The organism is Streptomyces sp. NPDC000134 (genome assembly GCF_042899225.1).
Taxonomy (GTDB): domain Bacteria; phylum Actinomycetota; class Actinomycetes; order Streptomycetales; family Streptomycetaceae; genus Streptomyces.
Genome location: NZ_JBIAZN010000002.1, coordinates 403,859 through 428,489, shown reverse-complemented (window position 1 = coordinate 428,489; position 24,631 = coordinate 403,859). Strand labels below are relative to the sequence as shown.

26 protein-coding genes and 2 pseudogenes are annotated in these 24,631 nt (G+C 70.9%); 14 read left to right on the top strand and 14 right to left on the bottom strand.

All coding sequences use genetic code 11. The features are described from left to right. Positions 1–4: 4 nt before the first annotated feature. Both ACFY32_RS04410 and ACFY32_RS04405 read right to left on the bottom strand, forming a co-directional pair. The gene (locus tag ACFY32_RS04410) at positions 5–1,177 is read right to left on the bottom strand and encodes a GDSL-type esterase/lipase family protein (RefSeq protein ID WP_390673390.1); all 1,173 of its coding nucleotides are present in this window, start codon (positions 1,175–1,177) and stop codon (positions 5–7) included. A 178-nt stretch (positions 1,178–1,355) separates the two neighbouring features. Continuing rightward, positions 1,356–1,934 carry a WHG domain-containing protein gene (locus ACFY32_RS04405; RefSeq protein ID WP_359194635.1) on the bottom strand — a complete coding sequence of 193 codons (579 nt, stop codon included), beginning with the start codon at positions 1,932–1,934 and terminating at the stop codon, positions 1,356–1,358. A 228-nt stretch (positions 1,935–2,162) separates the two neighbouring features. Here ACFY32_RS04405 and helR point away from each other — a divergent pair, with 228 nt between their 5' ends. Then, positions 2,163–4,373: an RNA polymerase recycling motor ATPase HelR gene (helR, locus tag ACFY32_RS04400; RefSeq protein ID WP_390673389.1), complete on the top strand. Its 2,211-nt coding sequence runs from the start codon at positions 2,163–2,165 to the stop codon at positions 4,371–4,373. Here the strand turns inward: helR and ACFY32_RS04395 are convergent. Then, positions 4,331–5,191 (bottom strand): GNAT family N-acetyltransferase, encoded by an 861-nt coding sequence (locus tag ACFY32_RS04395; protein WP_359194640.1) that lies wholly within the window; start codon positions 5,189–5,191, stop codon positions 4,331–4,333. The genes helR and ACFY32_RS04395 overlap by 43 nt on opposite strands. A 105-nt stretch (positions 5,192–5,296) precedes the next feature. Between ACFY32_RS04395 and ACFY32_RS04390 the strand changes: the two genes are divergently transcribed. From ACFY32_RS04390 to ACFY32_RS04380, 3 genes are all read left to right on the top strand, one after another. After that, the gene (locus ACFY32_RS04390) at positions 5,297–5,821 is read left to right on the top strand and encodes a helix-turn-helix domain-containing protein (protein WP_390673388.1); all 525 of its coding nucleotides are present in this window, start codon (positions 5,297–5,299) and stop codon (positions 5,819–5,821) included. A 75-nt stretch (positions 5,822–5,896) separates the two neighbouring features. Continuing rightward, on the top strand, positions 5,897–6,520 hold the full coding sequence (locus ACFY32_RS04385) for a hypothetical protein (RefSeq protein WP_359194645.1): 624 nt from the start codon (positions 5,897–5,899) through the stop codon (positions 6,518–6,520). Positions 6,521–6,625: 105 nt separating this feature from the next. Continuing rightward, positions 6,626–6,961, top strand: a complete 336-nt coding sequence (locus ACFY32_RS04380; protein ID WP_359194989.1) for a DUF2516 family protein — start codon at positions 6,626–6,628, stop codon at positions 6,959–6,961. Positions 6,962–7,031: 70 nt separating this feature from the next. On the opposite strand, the gene ACFY32_RS04375 is transcribed toward ACFY32_RS04380, so the two are convergent. The 3 genes from ACFY32_RS04375 to ACFY32_RS04365 all read right to left on the bottom strand — a co-directional run bounded on the left by ACFY32_RS04375 (position 7,032) and on the right by ACFY32_RS04365 (position 10,700). Further along, the gene (locus ACFY32_RS04375; RefSeq protein WP_359194647.1) at positions 7,032–8,357 is read right to left on the bottom strand and encodes a fused response regulator/phosphatase; all 1,326 of its coding nucleotides are present in this window, start codon (positions 8,355–8,357) and stop codon (positions 7,032–7,034) included. A 267-nt stretch (positions 8,358–8,624) separates the two neighbouring features. Beyond that, positions 8,625–9,719, bottom strand: coding sequence for an NlpC/P60 family protein (locus ACFY32_RS04370; protein WP_390673387.1), 1,095 nt, complete (start codon positions 9,717–9,719; stop codon positions 8,625–8,627). A gap of 168 nt (positions 9,720–9,887) precedes the next feature. Next, on the bottom strand, positions 9,888–10,700 hold the full coding sequence (locus tag ACFY32_RS04365; RefSeq protein WP_390673386.1) for a class I SAM-dependent methyltransferase: 813 nt from the start codon (positions 10,698–10,700) through the stop codon (positions 9,888–9,890). A gap of 192 nt (positions 10,701–10,892) precedes the next feature. Here ACFY32_RS04365 and mshA point away from each other — a divergent pair, with 192 nt between their 5' ends. From mshA to ACFY32_RS04350, 3 genes are all read left to right on the top strand, one after another. Beyond that, entirely contained in the window at positions 10,893–12,230 is a 1,338-nt protein-coding gene (gene mshA / locus ACFY32_RS04360; RefSeq protein WP_390673385.1) for a D-inositol-3-phosphate glycosyltransferase, read from the top strand. Further along, a complete protein-coding gene (locus tag ACFY32_RS04355) occupies positions 12,223–12,723 on the top strand; it encodes a YbjN domain-containing protein (RefSeq protein ID WP_390673384.1) in 501 nt (166 codons plus the stop codon). Before mshA ends, ACFY32_RS04355 begins: the two co-directional genes overlap by 8 nt. 63 nt (positions 12,724–12,786) lie before the next feature. Further along, complete coding sequence (locus ACFY32_RS04350) at positions 12,787–13,590, top strand: hypothetical protein (protein WP_359194661.1); 804 nt, start codon at positions 12,787–12,789, stop codon at positions 13,588–13,590. On the opposite strand, the gene ACFY32_RS04345 is transcribed toward ACFY32_RS04350, so the two are convergent. Further along, complete coding sequence (locus ACFY32_RS04345) at positions 13,572–14,378, bottom strand: AraC family transcriptional regulator (protein WP_359194664.1); 807 nt, start codon at positions 14,376–14,378, stop codon at positions 13,572–13,574. The two genes, ACFY32_RS04350 and ACFY32_RS04345, sit on opposite strands and share 19 nt — an antisense overlap. 50 nt (positions 14,379–14,428) lie before the next feature. Between ACFY32_RS04345 and ACFY32_RS04340 the strand changes: the two genes are divergently transcribed. After that, a complete protein-coding gene (locus ACFY32_RS04340; RefSeq protein WP_359194667.1) occupies positions 14,429–14,869 on the top strand; it encodes a DUF2000 domain-containing protein in 441 nt (146 codons plus the stop codon). Positions 14,870–15,074: 205 nt separating this feature from the next. Here ACFY32_RS04340 and ACFY32_RS04335 read toward each other — a convergent pair whose 3' ends face one another. After that, on the bottom strand, positions 15,075–16,334 hold the full coding sequence (locus ACFY32_RS04335) for an MDR family MFS transporter (RefSeq protein WP_390673383.1): 1,260 nt from the start codon (positions 16,332–16,334) through the stop codon (positions 15,075–15,077). Between the two features lie 151 nt (positions 16,335–16,485). Here ACFY32_RS04335 and ACFY32_RS04330 point away from each other — a divergent pair, with 151 nt between their 5' ends. Then, positions 16,486–17,247 carry a phosphoglyceromutase gene (locus ACFY32_RS04330; protein ID WP_359194673.1) on the top strand — a complete coding sequence of 254 codons (762 nt, stop codon included), beginning with the start codon at positions 16,486–16,488 and terminating at the stop codon, positions 17,245–17,247. A 79-nt stretch (positions 17,248–17,326) separates the two neighbouring features. Here the strand turns inward: ACFY32_RS04330 and ACFY32_RS04325 are convergent, their stop codons facing one another. Further along, a complete protein-coding gene (locus tag ACFY32_RS04325; protein ID WP_359194676.1) occupies positions 17,327–17,506 on the bottom strand; it encodes a hypothetical protein in 180 nt (59 codons plus the stop codon). A 443-nt stretch (positions 17,507–17,949) separates the two neighbouring features. On the opposite strand from ACFY32_RS04325, the pseudogene ACFY32_RS04320 reads away from it, so the two are divergent. Beyond that, positions 17,950–18,093 (top strand): annotated as a pseudogene (locus ACFY32_RS04320) (site-specific integrase); the annotation flags it as partial. A 4-nt stretch (positions 18,094–18,097) separates the two neighbouring features. Here the strand turns inward: ACFY32_RS04320 and xerC are convergent. Continuing rightward, positions 18,098–18,518 (bottom strand): annotated as a pseudogene (gene xerC, locus ACFY32_RS04315) (tyrosine recombinase XerC); the annotation flags it as partial. Here xerC and ACFY32_RS04310 point away from each other — a divergent pair. The 3 genes from ACFY32_RS04310 to ACFY32_RS04300 all read left to right on the top strand — a co-directional run bounded on the left by ACFY32_RS04310 (position 18,483) and on the right by ACFY32_RS04300 (position 20,147). Further along, positions 18,483–18,854, top strand: coding sequence for an ATP-binding protein (locus tag ACFY32_RS04310; protein WP_359194991.1), 372 nt, complete (start codon positions 18,483–18,485; stop codon positions 18,852–18,854). The pseudogene xerC and the gene ACFY32_RS04310 sit on opposite strands and share 36 nt — an antisense overlap. Then, entirely contained in the window at positions 18,848–19,231 is a 384-nt protein-coding gene (locus ACFY32_RS04305) for a hypothetical protein (protein ID WP_359194679.1), read from the top strand. Before ACFY32_RS04310 ends, ACFY32_RS04305 begins: the two co-directional genes overlap by 7 nt. A 283-nt stretch (positions 19,232–19,514) precedes the next feature. Continuing rightward, a complete protein-coding gene (locus ACFY32_RS04300; RefSeq protein ID WP_359194682.1) occupies positions 19,515–20,147 on the top strand; it encodes a DUF4145 domain-containing protein in 633 nt (210 codons plus the stop codon). Between the two features lie 9 nt (positions 20,148–20,156). Here the strand turns inward: ACFY32_RS04300 and ACFY32_RS04295 are convergent, their stop codons facing one another. The 4 genes from ACFY32_RS04295 to ACFY32_RS04280 form a co-directional block, all read right to left on the bottom strand. Continuing rightward, complete coding sequence (locus tag ACFY32_RS04295; RefSeq protein WP_359194685.1) at positions 20,157–21,263, bottom strand: TIR domain-containing protein; 1,107 nt, start codon at positions 21,261–21,263, stop codon at positions 20,157–20,159. Between the two features lie 716 nt (positions 21,264–21,979). Next, on the bottom strand, positions 21,980–22,477 hold the full coding sequence (locus ACFY32_RS04290) for a hypothetical protein (protein WP_390673382.1): 498 nt from the start codon (positions 22,475–22,477) through the stop codon (positions 21,980–21,982). A gap of 160 nt (positions 22,478–22,637) precedes the next feature. Then, a complete protein-coding gene (locus tag ACFY32_RS04285; protein ID WP_390673381.1) occupies positions 22,638–22,907 on the bottom strand; it encodes a hypothetical protein in 270 nt (89 codons plus the stop codon). Between the two features lie 119 nt (positions 22,908–23,026). After that, positions 23,027–23,464, bottom strand: a complete 438-nt coding sequence (locus tag ACFY32_RS04280) for an ATP-binding protein (protein WP_359194690.1) — start codon at positions 23,462–23,464, stop codon at positions 23,027–23,029. A gap of 292 nt (positions 23,465–23,756) precedes the next feature. Here ACFY32_RS04280 and ACFY32_RS04275 point away from each other — a divergent pair, with 292 nt between their 5' ends. Further along, positions 23,757–24,542, top strand: coding sequence for a GntR family transcriptional regulator (locus tag ACFY32_RS04275; protein WP_390673380.1), 786 nt, complete (start codon positions 23,757–23,759; stop codon positions 24,540–24,542). The last annotated feature ends 89 nt before the right edge of the window (positions 24,543–24,631 follow it).

The following is a 24,631-nucleotide window of genomic DNA, read 5'->3' as shown; positions in this document are numbered from 1 at the left end:
GGTCCTAGGAGAGGAGTCCGCCGGGGGAGAGGGCCAGGTCGGCGAAGCGGTCGCCGATGCGCAGATGGGTGGCGGCGTCCGGGTGCAGGCCGTCGGGGAGTGGGAGTTCGGCGTGGTCGGTCTCGCCGTACAGCTCCAGGCCGTCGAGGTAGCGCAGGTGCGGGTCCTCGGCCGACCGCTCGCGCACGATCCGGGCCAGCTCCTCGCGGACGACGGTGAGGGTGAGCTTGCCGTCGGCGACCTCGGCGGGATCGCCGGTGGCCCGGAAGCCGAGCCGCCCCTCGGCGAGCGCGGCCAGGTCGAAGGCGCCGGGGCCCGGGGTGTCCTCGTGCAGCGGGCAGTACAGGGGCGAGACGACCAGCAGGGGCGCGGTGGGGTGGCCCTCGCGGAGGGTGTCCAGGAAGCCGTGCACCGCCGGGCCGAACGCGCGGCGCCGCATCAGATCGAGGTTGACCACATTGATGCCGATCTTGACGCTGATCAGATCGGCCGGGGTGTCCCGCATCGCGCGGGCGGTGAACGGGTCGAGCAGCGCGCTGCCGGCCAGCCCGAGGTTGACCAGCTCCACCCCGGCGCGCAGGGCGGCGCGGGCCGGCCAGGTGCTGGTGGGGCCCGCCGCGTCGGAGCCGTGGCTGATCGAACTGCCGTGGTGCAGCCACACCTTGCGGCCCCGGTCCGGCACGGGCGCCACGGGCGCGTCGGTGCGCAGGGCGACCAGCTCGGTCATCTCGTTGTGCGGCAGCCAGATCTCGACGTCCTTCTCCCGCTCCGGCAGCCCGGTGAAGCGCAGGGTGCCGGGGGCGCCGGGGTGGTGCTCGACGGCCCCCGTGGACAGGTCGGTGGTGAGGATGTTGCCGCCGGACGCGGTGGCCCGGTCGTGCGGCTCGCCGTCGACCAGGAGGTCGTAGACGCCGTCCGGGCGGGGCGGGGCGCCGGTGTAGCCGCGCCGCGTCGGCAGGGTGTCCAGCTCGACGGCGGTGGCCCGGGTGCGGAACACCAGCCGGACCCCCGAGGGCTGGACCTCGGCCAGGCCGAGCTGGGGGTCGGCGCTCTGCGCGCGGGCCCAGGCGGGCAGCCGGTGCGGCAGCAGGCCGTGCTCGGTGCGCTCCAGGTCGAGGGCGCCGCGCAGCAGATCGGCGGTGAGGGGGGTGCTGATCCAGGCGGGGTCGGTGCGCATGGGGTGGGAGTCCCAACTGTGGTTCGGGGGCGTGGCTGTCCTGGGGCGCGGGCGTCCTGGGATGGGGTGCGGGGGTGTCCTGGGGTGCGGTGGTGTCCTGGGGTGCGTGGGTGTCCTGGGGCGCGGGGATGCGGGGGGCGTGAGCGTCCGGGGGTGCGGGTGCCCGGGGTGCGGGCGGTCAGGCCGGGCCCGGTGCCGGCCAGTTGCGCAGCAGGGCGTCCAGGGCGTCCAGCACCCGCTCCCAGCTCTGCTGGCTGTCGGGGGCGCTGTGGCTGAAGCCGCCGGCCAGCTCCAGGCTGACGTACCCGTGGAAGACGCTGCCGAGCAGGCGGACGGCGTGGGTCTGGTCGGGCTCGGCCAGGTCGTAGCCGCGCAGCAGGGCCCGGGTCATCTGGGCCTGGCGGACCCCGGCGCTGGCGGCGGCGGTCCGCGCGTCGAGGCGGAACTGCGCGGCGGCGTAGCGGCCGGGGTGCTCGCGGGCGTAGTCCCGGTACACGTCGGCGAGGGCGGTCAGCGCGTCCCGGCCGGCCCGTCCGGCCAGGGCGTCGGCGGCCCGGTCGGCGAGTTCGGCGAGGGCGAGCAGGGCGATGCCGGTCTTCAGGTCCCGGGAGTTCTTCAGGTGCGAGTACAGGCTCGCGACCTTCACGTCGAACCGGCGGGCCAGCGCCGAGAGGGTCACCTGCTCGAAGCCGACCTCGTCGGCCAGCTCGGCGCCCGCCCGGATCAGTCGCTCCGCGGTCAGCCCTGCCCGTGCCATGACCATCCTCTCGTTTGCCTAAAGCAGTATGCATTTTCCTAATGCTTTTAGGCAACCGAGGGCAAAGAAAAAGGCGCCGGAGCGCCGTGCTCTCCTCGCCACTCTCAACCTATAGCGCATGGTGGGGCTTGCGGCAAGGCCCCGGTGATGGCGCAGAATCGCCCGCCGAGGCCGTTCCCGGTCGACGTGCCCGTGGCGCGCGCCCTCTGATCACCGGAGCTGATGTTCATGACCCCCCTGTCCACGAGCGCGTTCGCCCTGCCCGAACGCCTCTCCGCCAAGGCCGACCCGGCACTGATCGCCGGTGACGACCGGCACTTCGCGGCCATCGCCCGGTGCCTTCAGGAGTCGATCGCCGAGCTGACCGCACGGCTGGACGCCGAACGCCGCGCCCCCGGGGGCCTCGGCCGGCACGCCATGGACCGCGACGCCGAGATCCACCGCCTGACCTCCCGCCTGCGCACCCTGCGCCGCTTCGGCCTCGACCTCTGCCTGGGCCGCATGGTCGGCGCCGACGACCCCGAGCCCGTCTACGTCGGACGGCTCGGCCTGACCGACAGCGAGGGCCGCCGGCTGCTGCTGGACTGGCGCTCCCCGGCCGCCGAGCCGTTCTTCGGCGCCACCCACGCCCGCCCGATGGGACTGGCCAGCCGCCGCCGCTACCGCTGGACCGACGGCCGGATCAAGGACTACTGGGACGAGGTGTTCACCGTCGACGGGCTCGACGGGCACGCCGCCCTGGACGACCAGTCCGCCTTCGTCGCCAGCCTCGGCGCGGGCCGCTCGGAGCGGATGCGGGACGTGCTCGGCACCATCCAGGCCGACCAGGACGCCGTGATCCGCGCGGGCTCGCGGGGCACCCTCGTGGTGGACGGCGGCCCCGGCACCGGCAAGACCGTCGTCGCCCTGCACCGCTCCGCCTACCTCCTCTACTCCGACCCCCGCCTCAAGCACCGCCGCGGCGGCGTCCTCTTCGTCGGCCCGCACCGGCCCTACCTGTCCTACGTCGCCGACGTGCTGCCCAGCCTCGGCGAGGAGGGCGTGCAGACCTGCGTCCTCGCCGACCTGGTGGCCGAGGGCGCCACCGCGACCCCCGAGACCGACCCGGAGGCCGCCCGGCTGAAGGCGTCCGCGGACCTGGTCCGGGCGATCGAACCGGCCGTCCGCTTCTACGAGGAACCGCCCGCCCGGGGCATGACGGTCACCACCCACTGGTATGACATCGAGCTGACCGCCGACGACTGGGCCGCCGCGTTCGAGGCCGCCGAGCCCGGCGTCCCGCACAACGAGGCCCGCGACCAGGTCTGGGAGGAACTCCTCACCCTCCTCCAGGACAAGCACGACGGCGACGCCCCGCCCGAGCTGCTGCGCAGGTCGCTCGACCGGAACCGGGAACTGCGTACCGCCTTCGACCGCGCCTGGCCGCTGCTGGAGGCCGCCGACCTGGTCGGCGACCTGTGGACGGTCCCCGCTTACCTGCGGATGTGCGCGCCCTGGCTCACCTCCGAGGAGGTACGGCGCCTCCAACGCCCCGACCCGGCGGCCTGGACGGTCTCCGACCTGCCGCTGCTGGACGCGGCGCGGCAGCGGCTCGGCGACCCGGAGGCGGCCCGCCGCAGACGCCGGCAGCAGGCCGTGCTCGCCGCCCAGCGGGAGCGGATGACCCGGGTCGTGGACACCCTGATCGACGCGGTGGCCGACTCCGGCGCCGACGGCGACGAGGGCCTGGGCCTGGTGCGGATGCTGCGCGGCGAGGACGCCGAGGTCAGCCTGGTGGACGAGGCCGAACTGACCGTCGCCGACCCCGATCTGCTGGCCGGCCCGTTCGCGCACGTCGTCGTGGACGAGGCGCAGGAACTGACCGACGCCGAGTGGCAGATGCTGCTGCTGCGCTGCCCGTCCCGGAGCTTCACGGTCGTCGGGGACCGCGCCCAGGCCCGGCACGGCTTCACCGAGAGCTGGACCGAACGCCTCGAACGGGTCGGCCTCGGCCGGGTCACGGTCGCCTCCCTCACCATCAACTACCGCACGCCGGAGGAGATCATGGCGGAGGCCGAGCCGGTCATCCGCGCCGCGCTCCCGGACGCCAACGTGCCGACCTCCATCCGCAGCGGCGGCCTCCCCGTGGTCCACGCCGGCGCCGCCGACCGCGACCGGGTCCTCGCCGACTGGCTCGCCGCCCACGCCGACGGCACGGCCTGCGTCATCGGCGACCCCGCCTTCCGGGACCGCCCGCGCGTGCGCTCCCTGACCCCGGAACTCTCCAAGGGCCTGGAGTTCGACCTCGTCGTCCTGGTCGACCCCGACCGGTTCGGCGACGGCATCGAGGGCGCGGTCGACCACTACGTGGCGATGACCCGGGCCACCCGCCAACTGGTCGTCCTCACCAGCGGCGCTCAGGAGAAGTCGTACGTCGACCAGTCGGTGAGCACGCGGTAGCCCAGGCCCCGGTACAGGGCGTTGCCGGCCGGGTTGGCCCGGTCCGCGAAGAGGACGACCTCCGCGGCGCCCGCGGCGAGCGCGGCCCGGCTCACCTCCGCCACCACGGCACTCGCGTACCCGCGTCCGCGCAGGTGGGCGGGGGTGTGCACGACGTCGACCTGGATCTGGCCGCCGATCAGCGGATTCATCCCGGCGACGGAGACGGCGGCGCCGTCCGGGGTCTCCCACAGGGTGTACCGCTTGTCGGCGTACCGGGTGCCCGGCCAGGTCCCGGCGTCGATGGTGACGTCCTCCCCGACGGCTCCGGCGAACTCCCGGCACCAGTGCATGACCTCATCCAGGTCGTCCTCGCCCAGCACCCGGGCCCGCCCCGCCGGGCCCGGCTCGGGCGGGGTGAGCGTGCCGAGCCGGTACAGCCGCAGCCTGGTGCCGCGCAGTCCGGGCGCCGCCCCGGTGCGGCGCCGCCACGCCTCGGCGAACACGGTGGCCGTGCCGTGGTCCGCGCTCACCGCCGGGAGCGCGTGCCCGAGGGCGGCCAGCCGGGCGGCGAGGGCGTCGGCCTGCCCGGCGCCGAGGGGGGTGGGGCACAGCGCCCGGCCGGGAAGCCGGTAGAAGGCGGCCTCGACGCCGCCCGCGCCCTCCAGCCACCCGAAGACGGCAGCCCCGCCGCCGAACGCCCCCACCCCCCGCCTGCGCACCCGCTCCGCCCAGGTCAGCGGCATCACGTGCATCCCGGGCCGCGACCGCAGAAAACCCCCCGCCCGTTCGAGAAAGCGCTCCACGTCCCCGACGACCCGCCACCGACCCGATCCCATGCCCCCGATCCTCCATCCCCCGGGCGGGCCACCGCCACGGCACGCGAGCGACACTCCTGCAAGCGGCTGCTTGCAATAGTTAGCAAGGTGCGGCATCGTGGAGGCATGGCATCGCTCAACGTCGGCAATCTCGGGGAGTACCTGCGCGAGCAGCGGCGCACCGCGCAGCTCTCGTTGCGGCAGCTCGCCGACGCCGCGGGGGTGTCCAATCCGTATCTGAGCCAGATCGAGCGCGGGCTGCGCAAGCCGAGCGCGGAGGTGCTCCAGCAGGTCGCCAAGGCGCTGCGGATCTCCGCCGAGACGCTGTACGTGCGGGCCGGCATCCTCGACGCCGACCGGGACCGCGACGAGGTGGAGACGCGTGCCGTCCTCCTCGCGGACCCCGCGCTGACCGAGCGGCAGAAGCAGGTGCTGCTCCAGATCTACGAATCCTTCCGCAAGGAGAACGGATTCGGGACCGGCCCGGACGGCGCCCAGGACGGCACCGGGGACGACGGCGCCCCGGACGGCGACACCTCCATACGCGGCCCGCGCCCGGCCGACGGCGACCCCGCCGTCCACCCGGACGCCGCCCTCCGCACCCGTACCACCGGCGGCGGCGACGCCGGCCCGCGGCAGACGGCCGGATAGCGGCGACCGGCCGGCCGGGCGCGGGCAGCCCGAGACACCAACCCTCAGCTCAAGCGATCCGGGAGGACCGTCACCATGGCCATCACCGACGACCTGCGCAAGACCTTCAGTGACCCCACCCCGCTCTACTTCGCCGCGGGCACCGCGGACCTCGCCTGGCAGCGGGCCAAGAAGGTGCCCGTCCTGGTGGAGCAGCTCCGCACCGAGGCCCCGGCCCGTATCGAGGCCGTCCGCAACACCGACCCCAAGGCCGTCCAGGAGAAGGCGACCGCCCGCGTCAAGGAGACCCAGGGCACCCTCCAGTCCAAGGTCAACGAGCTGATCGGCTCCCTGGACACCGACCTGAAGAAGCTGGGCGAGACCGCCCAGGACCTCGCCCTGCGCGGGGTCGGCGTCGCCGCCGAGTACGCCGTCAAGGCCCGCGAGACCTACGAGAAGGTCGCCGAGCACGGCGAGCAGGCCGTCCGCACCTGGCGCGGCCAGGCCGCCGAGGGCATCGAGGACGTCGCCGAGGGCGTCGAGGAACTGGCCGTGGCGGTCGAGCCCGCGGCCCGGCCGGTGAAGGCGGAGGAGGACGAGCCCGCCGCCGAGGCCGGGTCCGCCGCCAAGACGGAGGCCGCGGCGAAGGCCGAGTCCGCGGCGAAGAAGTCCGCCGCGGCCCGCAGGACCCCGGCGAAGAAGACCCCGCCCGCGAAGTAGCTTCCGAAGGACCTGGCGGGCCGGGCACCCTGGGGGTGCCCGGCCCGTTCTCCGGGTACGGTGACCGCGTAGGGACGACAGAGTCTGGTGGTGGACGTAGTGCTGATGCAGGGCTTCGCGGGGTTCATGTGGCTGCTGAGCATCGCCCTGATCCTTTTCAGCGGCTTCGCGTTGATCGACGCCGCCACGCGGCGTGAGGACGCCTACCGGGCGGCCGACAAGAAGACCAAGCCGTTCTGGCTGATCATCCTCGGGCTCGCCTTCGTGGTGAACCTGATCTTCAACATCCTGTCGTTCCTGCCGATCATCGGCCTCATCGCGACGATCGTCTACATGGTCGACGTACGCCCCGCCCTGCGCGGCCTGCCCGGCGGCGGCCGCAACACCCGCCGGGGCTCCAGCAGCGACGGCCCGTACGGCCCGTACAACGGCGGCCGCTGAGGAACCGGCCCCGGTACCGAAGCGTTGGGCCGCGGCGCGTGCCGCGGCCGGCGTCAGGGCCGGGCGACGCTCACCGGACCCGGTCCAGCGACACCACCGCCACGTCGTCCGCCAGCTCGCCCCCGTTGAGCCGCCGCACCTCGTCGACCGTGGCCCGCAGCAGCGCCTCCCCGCGCAGCCCTTCCTCCCGCTTGCCGCGCACCAGCGCCAGCATGCCGTCCTCCCCCAGCCGCTCGCGCCCCGCGCCGACGTGCCCCTCGATCAGGCCGTCGGTGTAGAGCATCAGGCTCCACTCCGCGCCCAGCTCCACCTGCGTGCGGGGCCAGCGGGCCCCCGGCAGCAGCCCGAGCGCCGGACCGTTGTTGTCGTACGGCAGCAGCCTCGGCGGCAGGCCGGGCGCGGCGACCAGCGGCGCCGGGTGACCGGCCAGGCAGAGACCGGCCCGGCGTCCGTCGGGCGCTATGTCGACCGTGCACAGGGTCGCGAAGATCTCGTCGTGCGCCCGCTCGTGCTCCAGCACCTCCTGGAGCGTGCCCAGCAGTTGGTCGCCGCAGAACCCCGCCAGGGTCAGCGCCCGCCAGGCGATCCGCAGTTCCACACCGAGGGCCGCCTCGTCCGGGCCGTGCCCGCAGACGTCGCCGATCATGGCGTGCACGGTGCCGTCAGCGGTGCGTACGACGTCGTAGAAGTCACCGCCGAGCAGCGCGCGGGAGCGGCCGGGGCGGTAGCGGGCGGCGAACCGCAGCGGGGAGCCGTCCAGCAGGGGCGTGGGCAGCAGGCCGCGCTCCAGGCGGCGGTTCTCCTGCGCCCGCAGCCTGCCCTCGGCGAGCCGCCGCTCGGCCGAGTCGGAGCGCTTGCGTTCGACGGCGTAGCGGATGGCCCGGCTCAGCAGCCGGCCGTCCAGCTCGTCCCGGAAGAGGTAGTCCTGCGCGCCGACCGCCACGGCCTCCGCGCCGCGCTCGGCGTCGGTGGACGCGGTGAGCGCCAGCACCGCGTGCCGGGGCGCCAGTTCCAGTACCTGCTTGAGGACGGCCAGCTCGTCGTCGTCCTCGTCGCCCGCCCGGCCGGGCGCGGGCAGGGCGAGGTCGAGCAGGATGCAGTGGACGTCGTCGGTGAGGAGGCGCCCGGCCTCGGTGAGGTTGCGGGCGGTGCGGACGCGGATCGGCTTGCCGGCCTGGTCGAGCAGGTCGGGCACGATCGGCGAGCCGCCCGGGTCGTCCTCGATCAGCAGCACGGTCAGGTTGGTGTGCTCGGCCGCGGTGCCGCCTGCGGCGTGCGGCGCGGTGTCCTGGTGCGGGGCGTCCTTCCGTGGGGCCGGTCCGGCGACGGACGCGGCCTGCGCCTGACCACTCTCCACGGCCGGGATCGCTCTCTGCCGCGGTACGGGTACGGGCATCGTCCTGGTTCCTTCCCTCCCCCCGAGGGCACGGCGGGGCGAGGGACCTCGACCCACCGACGGGGACCATAGCGGGTGTCGGGCGCGCGGGGGAATGACCCACGGCACGTCGAGCGGCCATCGGCCACCGTCATATGCCGCGATCTCCGGGTGAGTTGGACAGCCCGGCGGCCCCGGAGGGATGACGAACGTCACGTCGGCGCGACGGCCCGCCGTGGGGTGGGTCACGTGCCGCCGGTCACCACGCGCCCTCCCCCGCGCGTCGGCTCACGCGTCCGGGCGGACCACTCCCAGGATGGGCATCGTGCCGGCCCCGGCGAGCGTCACCGTGCGGCCGGGCCGGGGGGCGTGCACGATCCGGCCGTCGCCGACGTACATCCCGACGTGGCTGGCGTCCTCGAAGTAGATGATCAGGTCGCCGGGCCGCATCTCCCCCGTGCCGACGTGCGGGAGCCGCCGCCACTGCTCCTGCGAGGTGCGCGGGACGGTCCGGCCGGCCGCCGCCCAGGCCCCGGAGGTGAGTCCGGAGCAGTCGAAGGACTCCGGGCCCTCGGCGCCCCACACATAGGGCTTGCCGATCTGCGCGGTGGCGTACGCCACGGCCTTCGCGCCCTGTTCGGTGGCCCGGCCGGCGACCTTGTCCAGGATGCCGGAGTCCAGCCAGGCGGTCTGCGCCTCCTGGGCGGCCTGCCGCTCCAGGCGGGCGAGGCGCTCCTTCTCCTCCTTCTCCAGCGCGGACTCCAGCTTCTTCGCCGCCGCGATCCGCTTCTCGGTCCTGCGCTGGGCGGTGGCCTTCGCCTCGCGGTTCGCCTCCAGCTTCTGCCACTGGGCGGAGGCGTCGGCGGCGTAGGTCTTCAGGTCCTGCTGGGTGCGGGCCAGCCGGGCGAGCAGCCCCTTGGTGGCTCGCTGGCCCTGGAGCACCCGGCCGGTGCCGTCGAGGAACTCGCCGGGGTCCTCGCTGAGCATCAGCCGCGCCTCGTCGGGCAGTCCGCCGCCGCGGTACTGGGCGCGGGCGGCGGCGCCGGCCCGCTCCCTCAGCTCGTCCAGCTCCCGCTGCCCGTCGACGATCTTCTTGGCCAGCGCGACGAGTTCGGCGGACTGCTTCTCCGCCTTCTCCTCGGCCGCGTTGTACTCGTCGGTGGCGACGGCGGCCTCGCGGTAGAGCCGGTCGAGTCTGGCGCGTACGGCCTCCAGCTCGCCGTCGGTGGCGGGGGCCGCGGCGGTGGCGGACGGCGACGGCACGGCCGTCCGGGCGGGGGAGGGGCCCGGGTCGGCGAACGCCGTGCCCGGTACCGCCAGCACCGTGATCGCGCAGACCACGCTCACACCGAGGGCCGCGAGCCCACGAGTCCCCGTCCGCATACCCCGCGCCCCCCAAGCTGATTTACCGTCAGTAACGTGTGGTCACCCGGTGGATCGTGCCACGGCGGCGCGGAAAACGACAGAGGCACTCCGCCTCCGCTTGCGGCCCGCGACGCGCCGATCCCCCTCGATGTGACGAACGCCGCACCCGCATCGTTCCCGCGCGGTTCAGCCCCGCGGGGCCAACGCCTCCCAGCGCACCGTCACTTCGCCCTGCCGCCAGCGGGCCGGCCCGTCCGCGACCGGCCAGTCGGCGGTGAGGTCGCCCACCGCGCGCAGCCAGCGCTGCCGGGCGCCGTAGGAGGCGTAGGGCGCGGCGGCGGCCCAGGCGCGGTCGAAGTCGCGCAGGAAGGCGTGCACCGGCTCGCCGGGGACATTGCGGTGGATCAGCGCCTTCGGCAGCCGTTCGGCCAGGTCGGAGGGGCGGTCCAGGGAGCCGAGCCGGGTCGCGAAGGTGACCGTGCGCGGCCCCTCGGGCCCGAGCGCCACCCACACGTGCCGGCGCCCGATCTCGTCGCAGGTGCCCTCCACCAGCAGCCCCCCGCGCGAGGTGCCGGTCGCCGGGGCGAGCCGCGCGCACAGCCGCTCCCAGACGGCGGCCACCTCGCCCTCGTCGTACTGGCGCAGCACATTGGCCGCGCGGACCAGCAGCGGGCGCTGGGGGAGCGGGATCTCGAAGCCGCCGCGCCGGAAGGCGAGGCCCTCGCGGGCGTACGGCTCGGCCGCCGCCACGCGTGCGGGGTCGATCTCGACGCCCACCACGCGCGTGCGCGGCGCCACCCGGCGCAGCCGGTGCAGCAGTTCGACGGCGGTCCAGGGGGCCGCCCCGTAGCCGAGGTCGACGGCGACCGGGTCGGCGGCGCGGCGCAGCTCGGCGCCGTGGGCGGCCGCGATCCAGCGGTCCATCCGGCGCAGCCGGTTGGGATGGGTCGTCCCGCGCGTGACCGACCCGACGGGGCGGGAGGCGGCGCGGGCTGTCATACGTACGAGGGTATGCGGTGCCCGGAGCGCCCCCGGGACCCCGCCGGAGGTCGAACGGTTGAGCGATAGTCGGTAATGATTCGGCAAAACCGGGGAAACCGGAATGGGAGCACACCCCTCCGGCGTTGCAGGCACTTGGAGGGCGGCGAGCGCCCTTCGCACGGCCTGCCCGCAGCGAGGAGGAAACGCCACGTGAGCCAGTACGTCAGCAGGCTCGGGCGTCGCTCACCGACGGCCGCCCCCCGGCTGCGGCTGCACCGCAGGCCCCGCCGCGTCGCCATGCTCTCCGTGCACACCTCGCCCCTGCACCAGCCGGGCACCGGCGACGCGGGCGGCATGAACGTCTACATCGTGGAGCTGGCCCAGCGCCTGGCCGCGATCAACATCGAGGTCGAGATCTTCACCCGGGCGACCACCGCCGCCCTCCCGCCCACCGTCGAACTGGCCCCCGGCGTCCTCGTCCGGCACGTCGACGCCGGCCCCTACGAGGGCCTCGCCAAGGAGGAGCTGCCCGCCCAGCTCTGCGCCTTCACCCACGGCGTGATGCAGGCGTGGGCCGGCCACCGCCCCGGCCACTACGACCTGGTCCACTCGCACTACTGGCTCTCGGGCCACGTCGGCTGGCTCGCCGCCCAGCGCTGGGGCGCCCCCCTGGTGCACGCCATGCACACCATGGCCAAGGTCAAGAACGCCAACCTCGCCGCGGGTGACACCCCCGAGCCCGCCGCCCGCGTCATCGGCGAGACCCAGGTCGTCGCCGCCTCCGATCGGCTGATCGCCAACACCGCCGAGGAGGCCGAGGAACTCGTCCGGCACTACGCCGCCGACCCCGCCAAGGTCGCCGTCGTCCACCCCGGCGTCAACCTCGACCGGTTCCGCCCCGCCGACGGCCGGGCCGCCGCCCGCGCCCGCCTGGGCCTGCCCCAGGACGCGCTGATCCCCCTCTTCGCGGGCCGCATACAGCCCCTGAAGGCCCCCGACATCCTGCTCCGCGCGGTCGCCGTCCTCCTCGACGAACGCCCCGGGCTGCGCTCCCGGATCGTCGTCCCCGTCGTCGGCGGCCCCAGCGGCAGCGGCCTCGCCAAACCGGAGGGGCTGCAGAAGCTCGCCGCGCGGCTCGGCATCGCCGACGTCGTCCGGTTCCGCCCGCCGGTCGGGCAGGAGCAGCTCGCCGACTGGTTCCGGGCCGCCTCGGTGCTGGTGATGCCGTCCTACAGCGAGTCCTTCGGACTGGTCGCCATCGAGGCGCAGGCCACCGGCACCCCGGTGCTCGCCGCGTCGGTCGGCGGCCTGCCCGTCGCGGTCCGCGACGGCGACACCGGCTTCCTGGTGGACGGCCACGAACCCGCCGCCTACGCTCGCGTACTGCGCGACTTCGCCGACCACGCCGAGCTGACCGACCGGATGGGCGCCGCCGCCGCCCGGCACGCCCAGCGCTTCGGCTGGGACACGGCCGCCGCCGCCACCGCCGACGTCTACACCGCCGCCGCCCAGGCCCACCGCCGTCGCGTACGCTCGCCCCATGGCTGAGGCACAGGTTCTGGAACAAGCCCTGCGGGACGCCGAGGTGGAGTGGGAGAGCCCCGAGCCGGGCTCGTACGTGGTCAAGCTCCCCGGCACCCGGAAGCTCTCCACGACCGTCTCCCTGCTGCTCGGCCGCCACTCCCTCTCCCTGAACGCCTTCGTGATCCGCCACCCCGACGAGAACGAGGCGGGCGTCCACCGCTGGCTCCTGGAGCGCAACCTCAAGCTGTACGGCGTCGGTTACGCCGTCGACCGCCTCGGCGACGTCTACGTCACCGCCAAGCTCCCCCTGTCGGCCGTCACCCCCGACGAGATCGACCGCCTGCTCGGCCAGGTCCTGGAGGCCGCGGACGGCGCCTTCAACACCCTGCTGGAGCTGGGCTTCGCCTCCTCCATCCGCAAGGAGTACGAGTGGCGCCTCGCCCGCGGGGAGTCGACGCGGAACCTGGAGGCGTTCATGCCGCTCATCCAGCGGCCCTCCGGCCCGGACACCGACTGACCTGCTGTCGATCTGCTGTTAATCTGCGGCGGTTTCATCACTCCTATCAGTGAGAGGCCGTGCATGAGCACAGGCAGAACCGGCTTCGTGGCCGCGCTCGCGGGAGCCCTCGCCCTCGCGGCGTTCACCGCGCCGGCCGCGCGGGCCGCCGACACCGGCATAACGGTGTCGAACGTGGTCGTGAACAAGGGCAGGCCCATCGTGGTCGGCACCACCGCCGAGGTGGAGCCCACGATCAGTTTCCGCTTCACCTGGCCGTCGGGGTACTCCCTGTCGACAGCGGACGCGGACCCCTTCCTCTACCACGGCACCACCGCCGCCAAGGGCGCCGAGTCCGGCGGGATCTACATGGGCGGCTACACCTGCTACGAGGACGGCTCCCGCGCGGCCGACTGCGAGGGCACCCTCTACATCGACCCGCCCTACCGGCTCGACTCGAACAACGACGCCACCACCTGGAAGCTCGCCTTCCACGCCTTCCTGTGGACCAAGGACGACAAGCTGAAGGCCGAGGAGTACCTCACCGGCCTCGGCACCGCCCAGGTCAAGCGCGCCGCCAAGCTCACCGCCAACGCCTCCCCGGAGCCGGTCACCAAGGGCAAGACCCTCACCGTCACCGGCAGGGCCACCCGCGCGGACTGGGTGAGGCACAAGTACACCGGGTACGCCGACAAGCTCGCCAAGCTCCAGTTCCGCAAGGCCGGCAGCAGCGCGTACACGACCGTCAAGACCGTCCGCGCCGACTCCGCCGGTGACCTGAAGACCACCGTCAAGGCGAGCACCGACGGCTACTGGCGCTGGACCTTCGGCGAGACGACCACCACGGGCGGCGCGACGGCCGCCGGGGACTACGTCGACGTCCGGTAGCGGCCCGGGGTGACGCCGACCAGCCGCTTGAAGTGCCGGGTCAGATGGGCCTGGTCGTAGAAGCCGGTGGCGGCGGCCACGTCGGCGGGGGCGCGCCCGGCGAGCAGCAGCTTCCGGGCCCGCTCCACCCGGCGGGACATCAGGTACTGGTGCGGGGCGATGCCGTACGCGGTGCTGAACGCCCGTACCAGATGCGCCGGGTGGGCCGGCAGCAGGCCGGTGGCCTCCTCCAGGGTGAGGCCCTGGACGACGCGTTCGTCGAGCAGTTCGCGCAGGCGCCGGGCGAGCGCGGGGTCGGGGCGGGCCGGACGCACCGCGCGGGGGCGCAGACGGGCGCGCAGTTGCTCGCCGACGAAGGCCAGCCGGCTCGCCGCCTCCAGCTCGTCCCCGGGCCGCACCAGCGCGGTGTGCAGCCGGTCCACCCGCCGCCGCAGCACCGGATCACGCAGGTCGGGCCCGTCCACGGCCGGTCCGATCAGGTCCTCGCCCAACTGCGAGAAGTCCAGGTACAGCACCCGCTTGCGGAACCCCTCCGCGGTGGCGGGCGAGCCGTTGTGCGCCACGTGCGGCGGCAGCAGCGACACCGTGTCGTGCGGGGTGCCGTGCCGGTGCCTGGCCAGGTCGTACCGTACGGCGCCGGAGTCCACGATCAGCAGCGTCCACGCCTCGTGGACGTGCATCGGGTAGGCGTACTCGGTGAACCGGGCGTGGAAGACCTCCAGGACGCCCGGGACCGGGGGCCGCCAGGCGGTGACGTCCCGCCGGGCGCCGTCGCGCTGAGAGGCCATGCAAAGAACGTACAAGACCGCTCCCGGCGGCGAACGGCAGCCTGATGCGCATGAACGACCTGACGAACGGGGCGGAGCCCGTCCGCTTCGACACCAAGATCGCCGTCCTGCTGCGCGCGGACCTGGAGCCCTGGCAGCGCCTGAACGTCACCGCCTTCCTGGTCAGCGGCCTGGGCAGCCAGGTGCCCGAGGTGATCGGGGAGCCGTACGAGGACGCCGACGGCGTCGGCTACCTGCCGATGTTCCGGCAGCCGGTGCTGGTCTTCCAGGGCACCAAGGAGACGCTGACCGCCGCCCACGCCCGCGTGCTGTCCCGTTCCCTGCCGCGGGCGGTCTTCACCTCCGACCTCTTCGGCACGGGCAACGACCGCGACAACCGGGCGGCGGTACGGGCCGTGCCGACCGCCGCACTGGACCTGGTGGGGCTGGCGGTGTACGGCCCGAGGAACGCGGTGGACAAGGCGCTCAAGGGGGCGCGGATGCACCCGTAGGCGTGCACTTCCAGGCGTGCACCCCTAGGCGTGCACCCGTAGGCGCGCTCAGGCGGTGCGGATGCCCGTCTGGGCGCGCTCAGGCGGTGCGGATGCTCGTCTGGGCACCCTCAGACGGTGCGGATGCCCCCGTGGGCACCCTCAGGCGGTGCGGATGCCCGCCTAGGAGCCCTCAAGCGGCGCGGATGCCCCCCCCTGGGCGCCCTCATGCGGCGCTGACCTCGGGTTCCGTGCGGGTCGGCGGGTCCGCGACCACGGGCTTCTCCGCGGGCAGCCGCCGCATCAGCACGCCGTACCCGACCCCGGCCACCGTGCCGACGACCGCGCAGATCCCCCACAGCCACGCGGCGCCGAACCGGTCGATGACCAGCCCGGACATCAGCGGGGCGACGAGCGAGGCGACCGACCAGGACATCGTGTACATGCCCTGGTAGCGCCCCCGGCCGTGGGCGGGGGAGAGGCGGACGACCAGCCCGGTCTGGGTCGGGGCGTTGACGATCTCCGCGAGCGTCCACACGCACACGGTCAGGGCGAACACCCCGACCGACCCGGCGAACGCGGTGAGCCCGAACCCGTACCCGGCCAGCAGGGACGACACGACGAGCAGCCGCCGGGGATCGCGGTGCTCGATGAACCGCGTCACCGGTATCTGAAGGACGACGATCAGCACCCCGTTGACGGCGATCGCCAGGCCGTAGTCCGCCGCGCTGAACCCGGCCTCGCCCATCGCCACCGGCAGCCCCACCGACCCCTGCTGGAACACGAACGCCACCAGGAAGGACAGCCCGACCACGCTCATGAACCGCCCGTCCCGCAGCACGGTCCCCAGCGACACGGGCGCCTCGTCCACCGCGCCCCCGCCCACCCCGCCGGGCCGCGACTCGGGCAGCTTCACGAAGACGACGACCGCGCAGACCAGCGTCATCGCCGCCTCGATCAGGAACCCGGCGAGATAGCTGAACTCGGCGATGAACCCGGCCCCCATGGACGACACCGCGAACCCGAGGTTGATCGCCCAGTAGTTGAGCGAGAACGCGCGGATACGGTCCTGCGGCCGCACGATGTCGGCCATCATCGCCTGCACGGCCGGCCGCGAGGCGTTGGAGGCCATGCCCACCAGGAAGGCGACGCCGGCGATGGCGACCGGGTCCGTCATGAACCCGAGCAGCGCGACCGACAAGGCGGTGGAGGTCTGCGCGATCAGCAGGGTGGGCCGCCGTCCCAGCTTGTCGGTCATCACCCCCGCGCCGAGCGAGGAGACCACCCCGCCGAGCCCGTGCAGCGCGGCGACCAGACCGGCGTACGAGGCGGAGTAGCCCCGGTCGAGGGTCAGGTACAGCGCCATGAAGGTGGCGACGAAGGCGCCGAGCCGGTTGACGAGCGTGCTCGTCCACAGCCACCAGAACTCCCGTGGAAGCCCGGAAACGGACTCCCGCACGGCACGTCTCACACCACCGACCGACATGCTCTCCCCCGCTTGCGTAAGCGCCCAAACCGTCAGGCGCACCTTACGCACGACCCGCCCTCCGGAACCACTCGATTAACACTTCCCGTCAACCGTCCGAGGGCCGGGCGCGGGGCGCGGCCCCCGGGCGGGTTCGATTACGCTCGGACCCATGGCCGACGCACCGTACAAGCTGATCCTCCTCCGCCACGGCGAGAGCGAGTGGAACGAGAAGAACCTGTTCACCGGCTGGGTGGACGTCAACCTCACCGCGAAGGGCGAGAAGGAGGCGACGCGCGGCGGCGAGCTGCTCAAGGACGCCGGCCTGCTCCCCGACGTGGTCCACACCTCCCTCCAGAAGCGCGCGATCCGCACCGCGCAGCTCGCGCTGGAGTCCGCCGACCGCCTGTGGATTCCGGTCCACCGCTCGTGGCGCCTGAACGAGCGGCACTACGGCGCCCTCCAGGGCAAGGACAAGGCGCAGACCCTCGCGGAGTTCGGCGAGGAGCAGTTCATGCTGTGGCGCCGCTCCTACGACACCCCGCCCCCGGCGCTGGACCGCGACGCCGAGTACTCCCAGTTCTCCGACCCGCGCTACGCGACCCTCCCGCCGGAGCTGCGCCCGCAGACGGAGTGCCTGAAGGACGTCGTCGCGCGCATGCTCCCGTACTGGTTCGACGCGATCGTCCCAGACCTCCTGACCGGCCGCACGGTCCTGATCGCCGCCCACGGCAACTCCCTGCGCGCCCTGGTCAAGCACCTGGACGACATCTCGGACGCCGACATCGCGGGCCTCAACATCCCGACGGGCATCCCCCTCTCCTACGAACTGGACGCCGACTTCAAGCCGCTGAACCCCGGCGGCACGTACCTCGACCCGGACGCGGCAGCGGCAGCGATCGAGGCGGTCAAGAACCAGGGCAAGAAGAAGTAACGCGACGCCAGTAAGCCCCCGACCTGCGGCTTCTTCGCGGGCGGGGGCTTTTTGGTGGGGCTGGGCCGTCTCTGGGCCGTCAGGTGCGACGACGCCAGCGACGGACGCGGATGTCGAGGACGATCAGCAGCGCCACGGGGACGGCGATCTCGGCGGGAGCCTCAGCCCAGAGGGCGAGCGCACCGCCGGCCGTGCCGATGAGCGCGAGCGGCAAGTCACGGGGACAGATGTCGACGGTGACACCTGCGCGTGGGACCATGTGGCCTCCATCTGTAGTCGGTTCCTGGCAAGGGTTCCGGGTGCGGAAATGGAACGAATGCCGCCCCTGGCCGGGCGGCATTCGCATGCGGTGAGACTTTCGCATAGCTGCGCACTATAGACAAATGCGCAGCTAGAGGCGCCTTCGACTTTCACAATAGAAAAGTCGCACGATCAGTCCCGTGTTTATTTGGATGCACAAGCTGTTCATGCCCGTGAACAGGAAGAACTTCACGAGGCTGGGGGCATCCACGCCATGCGGGGAGCGTTCCTCTGGGCGGGTTGTCGGGGACAGCAAAATTCCCTTGCTCGCAAGGAAAATTCCCTCGGCAGGGAAAGTCTTCGAGTGCCAGCTAGACGGCTCACGAGATTCAGGTCCGGAGGACCGTCTGGAATTCGTCGCACGCGTGAGCGATTGCCTTGCGTGTGCGCTCTTGGCTCGACGAGTCTCGCGAGAACGGCATGCACGCGCTCCGGAACTTCCACGCCTCAGTGCTCCTGGACACAGGGGAGAACATCAAGGCCCTCGCCGAAAACCTCGGCCACTCGGACCCGGGCCTGACGCTCCGCGTGTACGCGCACCTCATGCACCCACGCCCAGGATCTCGCCCTGTCGAAGTCCGCAACCGCCACCCAAGTCGACCATGGCTCGGTAGCGCTCGGGCATGGCGGCCCGGACGGCGAAGACCCACTCGGGCGCCCGCGGCACGACGCGCTTGGTGCCGACGGTCGGCGGCCGGACGGACCGGGCGGCACACGGGTTGCGGGGGAGGGTGGCCGTCATCCACTGCCGCACTGAGCGCCGCGCGCACGTTGGAGTAGATCGTCCGAGCGTACGACCCACGGACGCCGTTCTCCTGCAACTGCCGCTCCCAGTACCGGATGTGTGCCGGCTGGAAGGAGCCGAGCGGGCGCGAGCCGAGGTAGGGGAAGGCGTGCAGCCGTAGCTGCGACTCCATCGAGGCTCGGGTGTTCGGATCGGCACCCTGCGTGGCGACCCAGCGCTCGGCGTACTACTGCGCGGATCACCCCTGGCGGAAGACGCCGCACTGATCATGAGCGAGCTGAGCGCCAGCGCGGTCATCCACACGGCCAGCGGCCAGGCGGCCGGCACCTTCTACCTGGCACTCGCGGTCTCCCCGCAGACGATCGCCCTGTTCGTCACGGACAACGGCGGCACCAAAACGGTGCCCAAGGTCGCACACCAGGACCAGGAGGCGGAGCACGGCCGAGGACTCGGCATGGTCAGCGTCATCGCCGACCTGGTCGCTGTCCACAGCACCACGGAGGGCCACACCGTGACCGCCCACCTCTTCGCACACTCCCCACGAGGAGCCCACCCATGCTGACGGAGAAGCCCACCCGCGGCTTCTGGTGCGAATGCTGGACCGAAAACACCGACGCCCCACAGAAGCAGCCGACCCTACGGGCATCCTTCGACGCCTACTCCCCGTCCCAGGCCGACAGATGGGTAGCCGTCGCACTGCGCACCATCTCACCGGCCCTGGACCCCGACGCCTCCAACGAAGCGTGGGAGTGGTTACACGACGAGCGAATCGACACCAGACGAGCCCTGCTCCGCGAGGAACCCTGCACAGTCACCATCACCCACGCCAACACCCGCATCACCTGGACGATCCGCCCAGTCCTCTTCCTACCACTCGCACACCGCCAGGCCGGACTACCAGCCTGCGCCAGCCGCTTCACACCCCACGCAACCCACTGAGTTACAACTTCCTCTACTGGATCAAGGCCGCTCGCTCCGCTCCCCGCACACGGCCCGGCCCCCGGCCGGGCCTGCGCTCCTGTCTCCGCCCCGCTCCAGCCCGGCCGGCGCACATGCCGCGCACACAGCATGCAGCCACCCGATGCCAGAGAAGACGTACGTCGTGGCAGGGGCGGTCGGCTTCACGGCTTTACGGAGCCACTTCGGGGCGAGCCTCGAAGCCGCTCTACCGATCTCTGCGTTGCTGCTCCAAGCTCCGCAAGAGACACCTAACATCACTCGCATGACAGACGCTCAGGACCGTGTAGGGACAAAGATTCTAGCCACTTGCGGCAGTTGCGATAAGACAGTAATGGCAACAGTGGCAGGAGTACTAGTGGAGGAAAACGGGGACAATGGATTGCCAACTTTGCTACAGCTGGCGTCCTGTTCGAAGTGTGGAGATGCATTGCTGGCAATGGAAGAAGATTACGGGGATGGATGGGATGAAGATCCCGTAACCGTATGGCCGCAAACTCAACAGGTCATGAGCCCTCTCATCCCGGAAACTTTGCGCAGACAACACGGTGAGACTTACCGATGCTTCACTGCAAAAGCCTATACGGCTACCGTCGTCATGGTACGCAGAACCCTAGAGGGGTTGTGTCGAGAACAGGGCGCACAAGGCCGAAGCCTTATGCAAATGCTTCAAAACCTCAACAGCTCCGGCAAGATCGAAGGACGGCTGCTTGAGTGGAGCCAAGAGCTACGTATGCTCGGCAACGAGGGTGCGCACTTCACGAACACCTTGATAACTCCTGAGGACGCCGCAGATGCGATCGTTTTTAGCGAGGCACTTATAGACTATATCTACGTTTATTCTGCACAGTTCGAAAATTTCAAAAAGCGGCGCCCCGAGAAGGCCGGCGAGAACTAGGAAATCCCCTCAGTCAATATTGATACCACTCCAGCCCTCGAGTGTATTAACAACGTCCTGAATCTTTGCAAATCCGATCCTGCCAGGCTTGATGGATTTTCGAAGTGGGACACTAAGAACCTCCATCGTCTTCAGCATTCCGAGAACTTCAACGAGCCCCGCAGACAATTCCCGCAAATCGGTGGACTCGTCGGTCACGCTCGCGATAAGGCTTTTTGCAAGATCTGACGCTTCTTTAGTCCTAACTCCTGACAGCTGGCCAACCATGGATCGCATAAGGGCATCCGCATCAGTCACTGAGCTTGCCAGCTGTGAGGCTGATTCCTGCAACTTAACCGAAGGGTCGCGCACAGCCTGCGCCATGGCAATCGAGCGTGCCCTCATTACACCGGGGGAGGTTGCGGTGAATTGCTGCATCTCCGCCTGCACAACAGCGAACCAATTCGTGAGGTCTTCTTCAGCGCGGTTCATCTCTGCGGGAAGTCGATCCCCGATTGAATTCAACTGCTCCAGGTGCTCAAACAAGTCAAATTCTTCATCTACCTCAGCGCCTCCATCGCTTTCGACTGGATGCAACTGAGGCTCACTCATCTTCTCCTCTGCCTCGGCGATGATTTTCACGAGCTTGTTGGCAATGCGAGAGAGAGCAGTTCTCCATTCTTTCGTTCCACGCCCCGAAAGGAAAGCTTCTTCAAGGTTTTCAAATTGGATGGATTCAATGAGTCTGACTTCAGGCAATGGATGGTCGGCCGAAATGGCGCTAGCTCCCAGGATTACGATGGGGAGTACGAGGAATCCGGCATCCAACAGTTTCGCTGACCCATAGAAAGCATTCAACTCTTCCCGGCACGCAGGTCTGTTGAAATACTGCATCGTGATAATCGGCATGAAAATTGATGCACCACGCAGTTCGCTATCAATTCGTTTCCGCCAGTCGTTCCCCCATCCGATACTGTCCCTATCGAAGAAAATCTCCAGTTGCCCGCCAGTGGTGGCAGCATAAAAACTACCGAGGTCGCTGGTGAAGTGCTCTACGGCTTGATTCAGGAGTTCATCGTCCAAGTGGGCATAGCTAACAAAGATGCGATTTGCCTGGCCAGAGGTAGTGCCGTCCATAAATAATCATCCTCCAAGATGTGCCCACGGCCTCGCGCTGGCCATGCCCTTCGTGTCAACAGTATGAACCCCAATAGCCTTCCCACGCCGGAGTACTCAGCAGTAGCGGCAGATGCCTCAGTGAACTGCGCTCGGCTTTCCAGGCGACGGCGGAACCGACCGCGTCAGTCCGTCTACCCATCACTACGAAGCGGATGAGCGCGGATGCGTGCGGACCATCTGCCCAGGTGAGCAGCCCCCGAGCCCGAGGGAACACCCCACCCAAGTTGCTCCGGGACGAAGAGGTCCTCACCCAAGGTCTCACCTCCAGGCCTCCGCCGACGCAGCTTGCTCTAGTCGACGGCATGGCGGCGTGGCTGAGGCCAGCGGGGGTCCAGCGAGGCACACGCGTGCGTGCTCGGTCGGCGCACCCGCCGTCGTGGCTGACTGTCGTTGGCTGAGGTTCAGACGGGGCCATCGAAGGCGTCGACCGTCAGCCGAGCGCGCCGAAGCTGGGCTGTCCCTGGGCCGCCCGAGGCCGCTCGACAGTGGCCAATGACGACCAACGACGACCACCAGGCGCACGGTCCTGCCAGTTCTGAGCAGCGAAAACGCAGGTCACCAAGATCCCGGCAACACCCAGGGCAAGAAGAAGTAGCACTCACTGTTCAAGCCCTCTGCCTGCGGTGTCTCTGCGGGTAGGGGGCTTGTGCGTACCGGGGGTGCCTACGGAGTCGTCACTCGGCACTCCGACGGGTCGCCCCGGCCGGCCAGACGACGTCCACGGGGATGCCCGCGGCCTGTGCTTCGAGCACGGTGTCGGCGGTACCGCCGCCCTTTCCGCTGGGCGGCTCCCCGTTCCATACGGCCACGAGCCGGTCGGCGCGCTGGAGGAGTACGGCGTTGGCGGCCTCGTAGGCATGCCGGTCGGCGGTGTCGTTGGGGAGGACGAGAACCTCGTCGGCCGCTTCGGCGAGCCGGTCGAAGAGGGCCGCGTGGTCGGGCTTGACCTTCGTCCGGCGGTAGTCCCGTGAGGGGAGGACGACGGTCAGCCGTCCGCCGGCGGCGAGGACGGCCTCGGCGAACAGGGAGTCGGCGCCCGTGGCGATGCAGGAGACCCCGACGAGGTCACCGCCGTCGGCGTACGGCATGAGCAGGTCGTCCAGCGCGGCCCGAACCAAGGGGATGGTGTCCCCGGTCAAGTCCATGTGGCCGGTCACCGCGATGGTCGTCACGGTCGTCGCTCCCCTCGTTCAGGCCGACAGCAGGTCGCGGGTCCTATCGCGAGCCTCGCGCACGGGCCGGGCGGAACCATGGCCCACGGTGCACGGGTACAACTCCCCGAGCTGGGCCCGGACCCGGCTGGACCGAGTCGCCCGAGCCGCCGCGGGGACATCAGTGTGTGGGGGCTCCACCAGTCAGTCGGGCGCGCTTGGTGGCCACGGCCTCGGGGGCGGCTTGACCGTGCACCTTGTCGAACTCCGCGATCAGCTCGTCCAGGCAGTCCCGCTCGATCTGCCGCTGAGCTGCTTCCTCCAGGTAAGCCGGGACGTCCCGCTTGTCGTTCCGCTCACGGACTGCTCGCGGAGTCCCGGCAGTGAGGGTGACGGGCATGGCGCTGGTGGGACGGCCGGCGGGCAGAGGGCCCACTTCCTCATCAGTCACCTGTCGAGCATGCCAGTCAGAAATGCCATAGTGCGCCGGGTGGGCCATCTAAGACCGCTGGACGGTGGCCCGTGGCCAGGGCTCAGCCCCGCAGATTTCGATGAGAGTCGGCCCCTTCCTCAAACGGCCCAGGCATCGGCCATCACGAAGGACACCACTGTCCCGCCGTACCGACTCGGTCCTGAATGCCAGGACTCGGCGATGGAGTCGACCAGGAGCAGGCCGCGGCCGTGAGCGTCGTCGGCGTCTGGCCGGCGGAGGCGTACGTTCGCCGGGAAGCCGGGGTTGTGGACCTCGACCCGTAGTGAGGTGCCTTCCCGGAGCCACTCCACGCGTACGTGCCACTCCTCGTCCGCCCGTCCGTACAGGATGGCGTTCGTGACCAGTTCGGAGATCATCAGCGTGCAGTCGTCGACCGAACAAGCCGGGCTGTACGGGGTGATGAACTTCCGGAACCAGTGCCGGGCTCTGGGGACGGACTCCGGGACTGGAGGCAGGGTCATCGCCCCGAGCCTCGGTGACTCCTCGCAGGGACAGCAGTCGATCGTGTAGGTCATCCGCGCTCACTCCTTGCCGCGCCGGTGCCGTCGCGAATGCGGCATCGCCGATACCCGTTGTCGAGCCGTCTCAATCGACGCCGACGGACCCGCGCGGTGGCGTGCCTGCACCACTCACCTGGAGGAATCGCTCGACAACCTCTCTAGACATCCTTCAGGCTCCCGCCTTCTCTCTAGAGATGTCAAGCGGACCATGGTTTCGGTTGACAGGCCGGAGCGTGTGGTTACGCCCCGCGAGCGACTCCCCGACCTATGGCCTAGGCTGTCTAGAGAAGCGAGGAGGGGTTCCGGAATGGCCACTACCGACGACGATCGTCGGCCCAAGTACCAGCGGATCGCGGATTCCCTGCGCGAGGCGATTGGGTCGGGCGAGTACGGTCCAGGTGACCGGCTTCCGGGGGAGAACGACCTCATGGCCTCGTATGGCGTGGCCCGTATGACGGCTCGCCAGGCGTTGGGCGTCCTGCGTGACGAAGGCGTCGTTGAGGCCCGCAAGGGTGCTGGCGTCTTCGTTAGGGACTTCCGACCGCTACGACGCCGGAGCATCCAGCGCCTGGCCCGCGACCAGTGGGGCAGTGGGCGTTCCATCTGGTCGGTGGACGCCGATGACCGGGCCCTCGAAGTCGATCAGGTCCAGGTGACCGAGGAGGCCGCGCCCGACGGTGTCCACGCGGTCCTGGGCCTGGCCGGCGGGGAGACGGTGTGTGTGCGGCGGCGGCGTTTCGTGCTGGACGGCAAGCCGGTGCTGCTCGCGACCAGTTATCTGCCCATGTCGGTGGTCACCGGGTCCGCCGTCACCCGGGAGGACACCGGACCGGGTGGTACGTACGCCCGGCTCGCCGAACTTGGGCATGAACCCACCCACTTCCGCGAGGAGATCCGCTCCCGCATGCCGTCGAAGGACGAGGTGGCGCGGTTGAGCTTGTCCCCCGGCACTCCCGTCATCCTCATCTGCCGTACGGCCTTCACCGGCCGAGGCCGCCCCGTCGAGGTCAACGAGATGACGCTCGACGCCGCCTCGTACGTCCTGGAGTACGACTTCGACGCGGGCGCGCGAGACGCCGTACCCGGCGACTGAGGCGCTCTTGCCCAAGCGATGCCCGCATGGCCGTCGCGGCCATGGGTACGACCCCTGCCGTACAAGAGAGTTGCGGATGTGGCCGGAGA

What these genes read in the sequence shown, in the direction of transcription:
- ACFY32_RS04325 (WP_359194676.1), bottom strand. Translation starts at nt 17,506, where the DNA reads ATGGTCCCACGCGCAGGTGTCACCGTCGACATCTGTCCCCGTGACTTG.
- ACFY32_RS04280 (WP_359194690.1), bottom strand. Translation starts at nt 23,464, where the DNA reads ATGACCTACACGATCGACTGCTGTCCCTGCGAGGAGTCACCGAGGCTC.
- ACFY32_RS04295 (WP_359194685.1), bottom strand. Translation starts at nt 21,263, where the DNA reads ATGGACGGCACTACCTCTGGCCAGGCAAATCGCATCTTTGTTAGCTAT.
- ACFY32_RS04275 (WP_390673380.1), top strand. Translation starts at nt 23,757, where the DNA reads ATGGCCACTACCGACGACGATCGTCGGCCCAAGTACCAGCGGATCGCG.
- ACFY32_RS04380 (WP_359194989.1), top strand. Translation starts at nt 6,626, where the DNA reads ATGCAGGGCTTCGCGGGGTTCATGTGGCTGCTGAGCATCGCCCTGATC.
- ACFY32_RS04385 (WP_359194645.1), top strand. Translation starts at nt 5,897, where the DNA reads ATGGCCATCACCGACGACCTGCGCAAGACCTTCAGTGACCCCACCCCG.
- ACFY32_RS04410 (WP_390673390.1), bottom strand. Translation starts at nt 1,177, where the DNA reads ATGCGCACCGACCCCGCCTGGATCAGCACCCCCCTCACCGCCGATCTG.
- ACFY32_RS04370 (WP_390673387.1), bottom strand. Translation starts at nt 9,719, where the DNA reads ATGCGGACGGGGACTCGTGGGCTCGCGGCCCTCGGTGTGAGCGTGGTC.
- ACFY32_RS04355 (WP_390673384.1), top strand. Translation starts at nt 12,223, where the DNA reads ATGGCTGAGGCACAGGTTCTGGAACAAGCCCTGCGGGACGCCGAGGTG.
- ACFY32_RS04395 (WP_359194640.1), bottom strand. Translation starts at nt 5,191, where the DNA reads ATGGGATCGGGTCGGTGGCGGGTCGTCGGGGACGTGGAGCGCTTTCTC.
- ACFY32_RS04300 (WP_359194682.1), top strand. Translation starts at nt 19,515, where the DNA reads ATGACAGACGCTCAGGACCGTGTAGGGACAAAGATTCTAGCCACTTGC.
- ACFY32_RS04405 (WP_359194635.1), bottom strand. Translation starts at nt 1,934, where the DNA reads ATGGCACGGGCAGGGCTGACCGCGGAGCGACTGATCCGGGCGGGCGCC.
- ACFY32_RS04345 (WP_359194664.1), bottom strand. Translation starts at nt 14,378, where the DNA reads ATGGCCTCTCAGCGCGACGGCGCCCGGCGGGACGTCACCGCCTGGCGG.
- ACFY32_RS04305 (WP_359194679.1), top strand. Translation starts at nt 18,848, where the DNA reads ATGCTGACGGAGAAGCCCACCCGCGGCTTCTGGTGCGAATGCTGGACC.
- ACFY32_RS04390 (WP_390673388.1), top strand. Translation starts at nt 5,297, where the DNA reads ATGGCATCGCTCAACGTCGGCAATCTCGGGGAGTACCTGCGCGAGCAG.
- ACFY32_RS04335 (WP_390673383.1), bottom strand. Translation starts at nt 16,334, where the DNA reads ATGTCGGTCGGTGGTGTGAGACGTGCCGTGCGGGAGTCCGTTTCCGGG.
- ACFY32_RS04375 (WP_359194647.1), bottom strand. Translation starts at nt 8,357, where the DNA reads ATGCCCGTACCCGTACCGCGGCAGAGAGCGATCCCGGCCGTGGAGAGT.
- ACFY32_RS04330 (WP_359194673.1), top strand. Translation starts at nt 16,486, where the DNA reads ATGGCCGACGCACCGTACAAGCTGATCCTCCTCCGCCACGGCGAGAGC.
- ACFY32_RS04350 (WP_359194661.1), top strand. Translation starts at nt 12,787, where the DNA reads ATGAGCACAGGCAGAACCGGCTTCGTGGCCGCGCTCGCGGGAGCCCTC.
- ACFY32_RS04340 (WP_359194667.1), top strand. Translation starts at nt 14,429, where the DNA reads ATGAACGACCTGACGAACGGGGCGGAGCCCGTCCGCTTCGACACCAAG.
- helR (WP_390673389.1), top strand. Translation starts at nt 2,163, where the DNA reads ATGACCCCCCTGTCCACGAGCGCGTTCGCCCTGCCCGAACGCCTCTCC.
- ACFY32_RS04365 (WP_390673386.1), bottom strand. Translation starts at nt 10,700, where the DNA reads ATGACAGCCCGCGCCGCCTCCCGCCCCGTCGGGTCGGTCACGCGCGGG.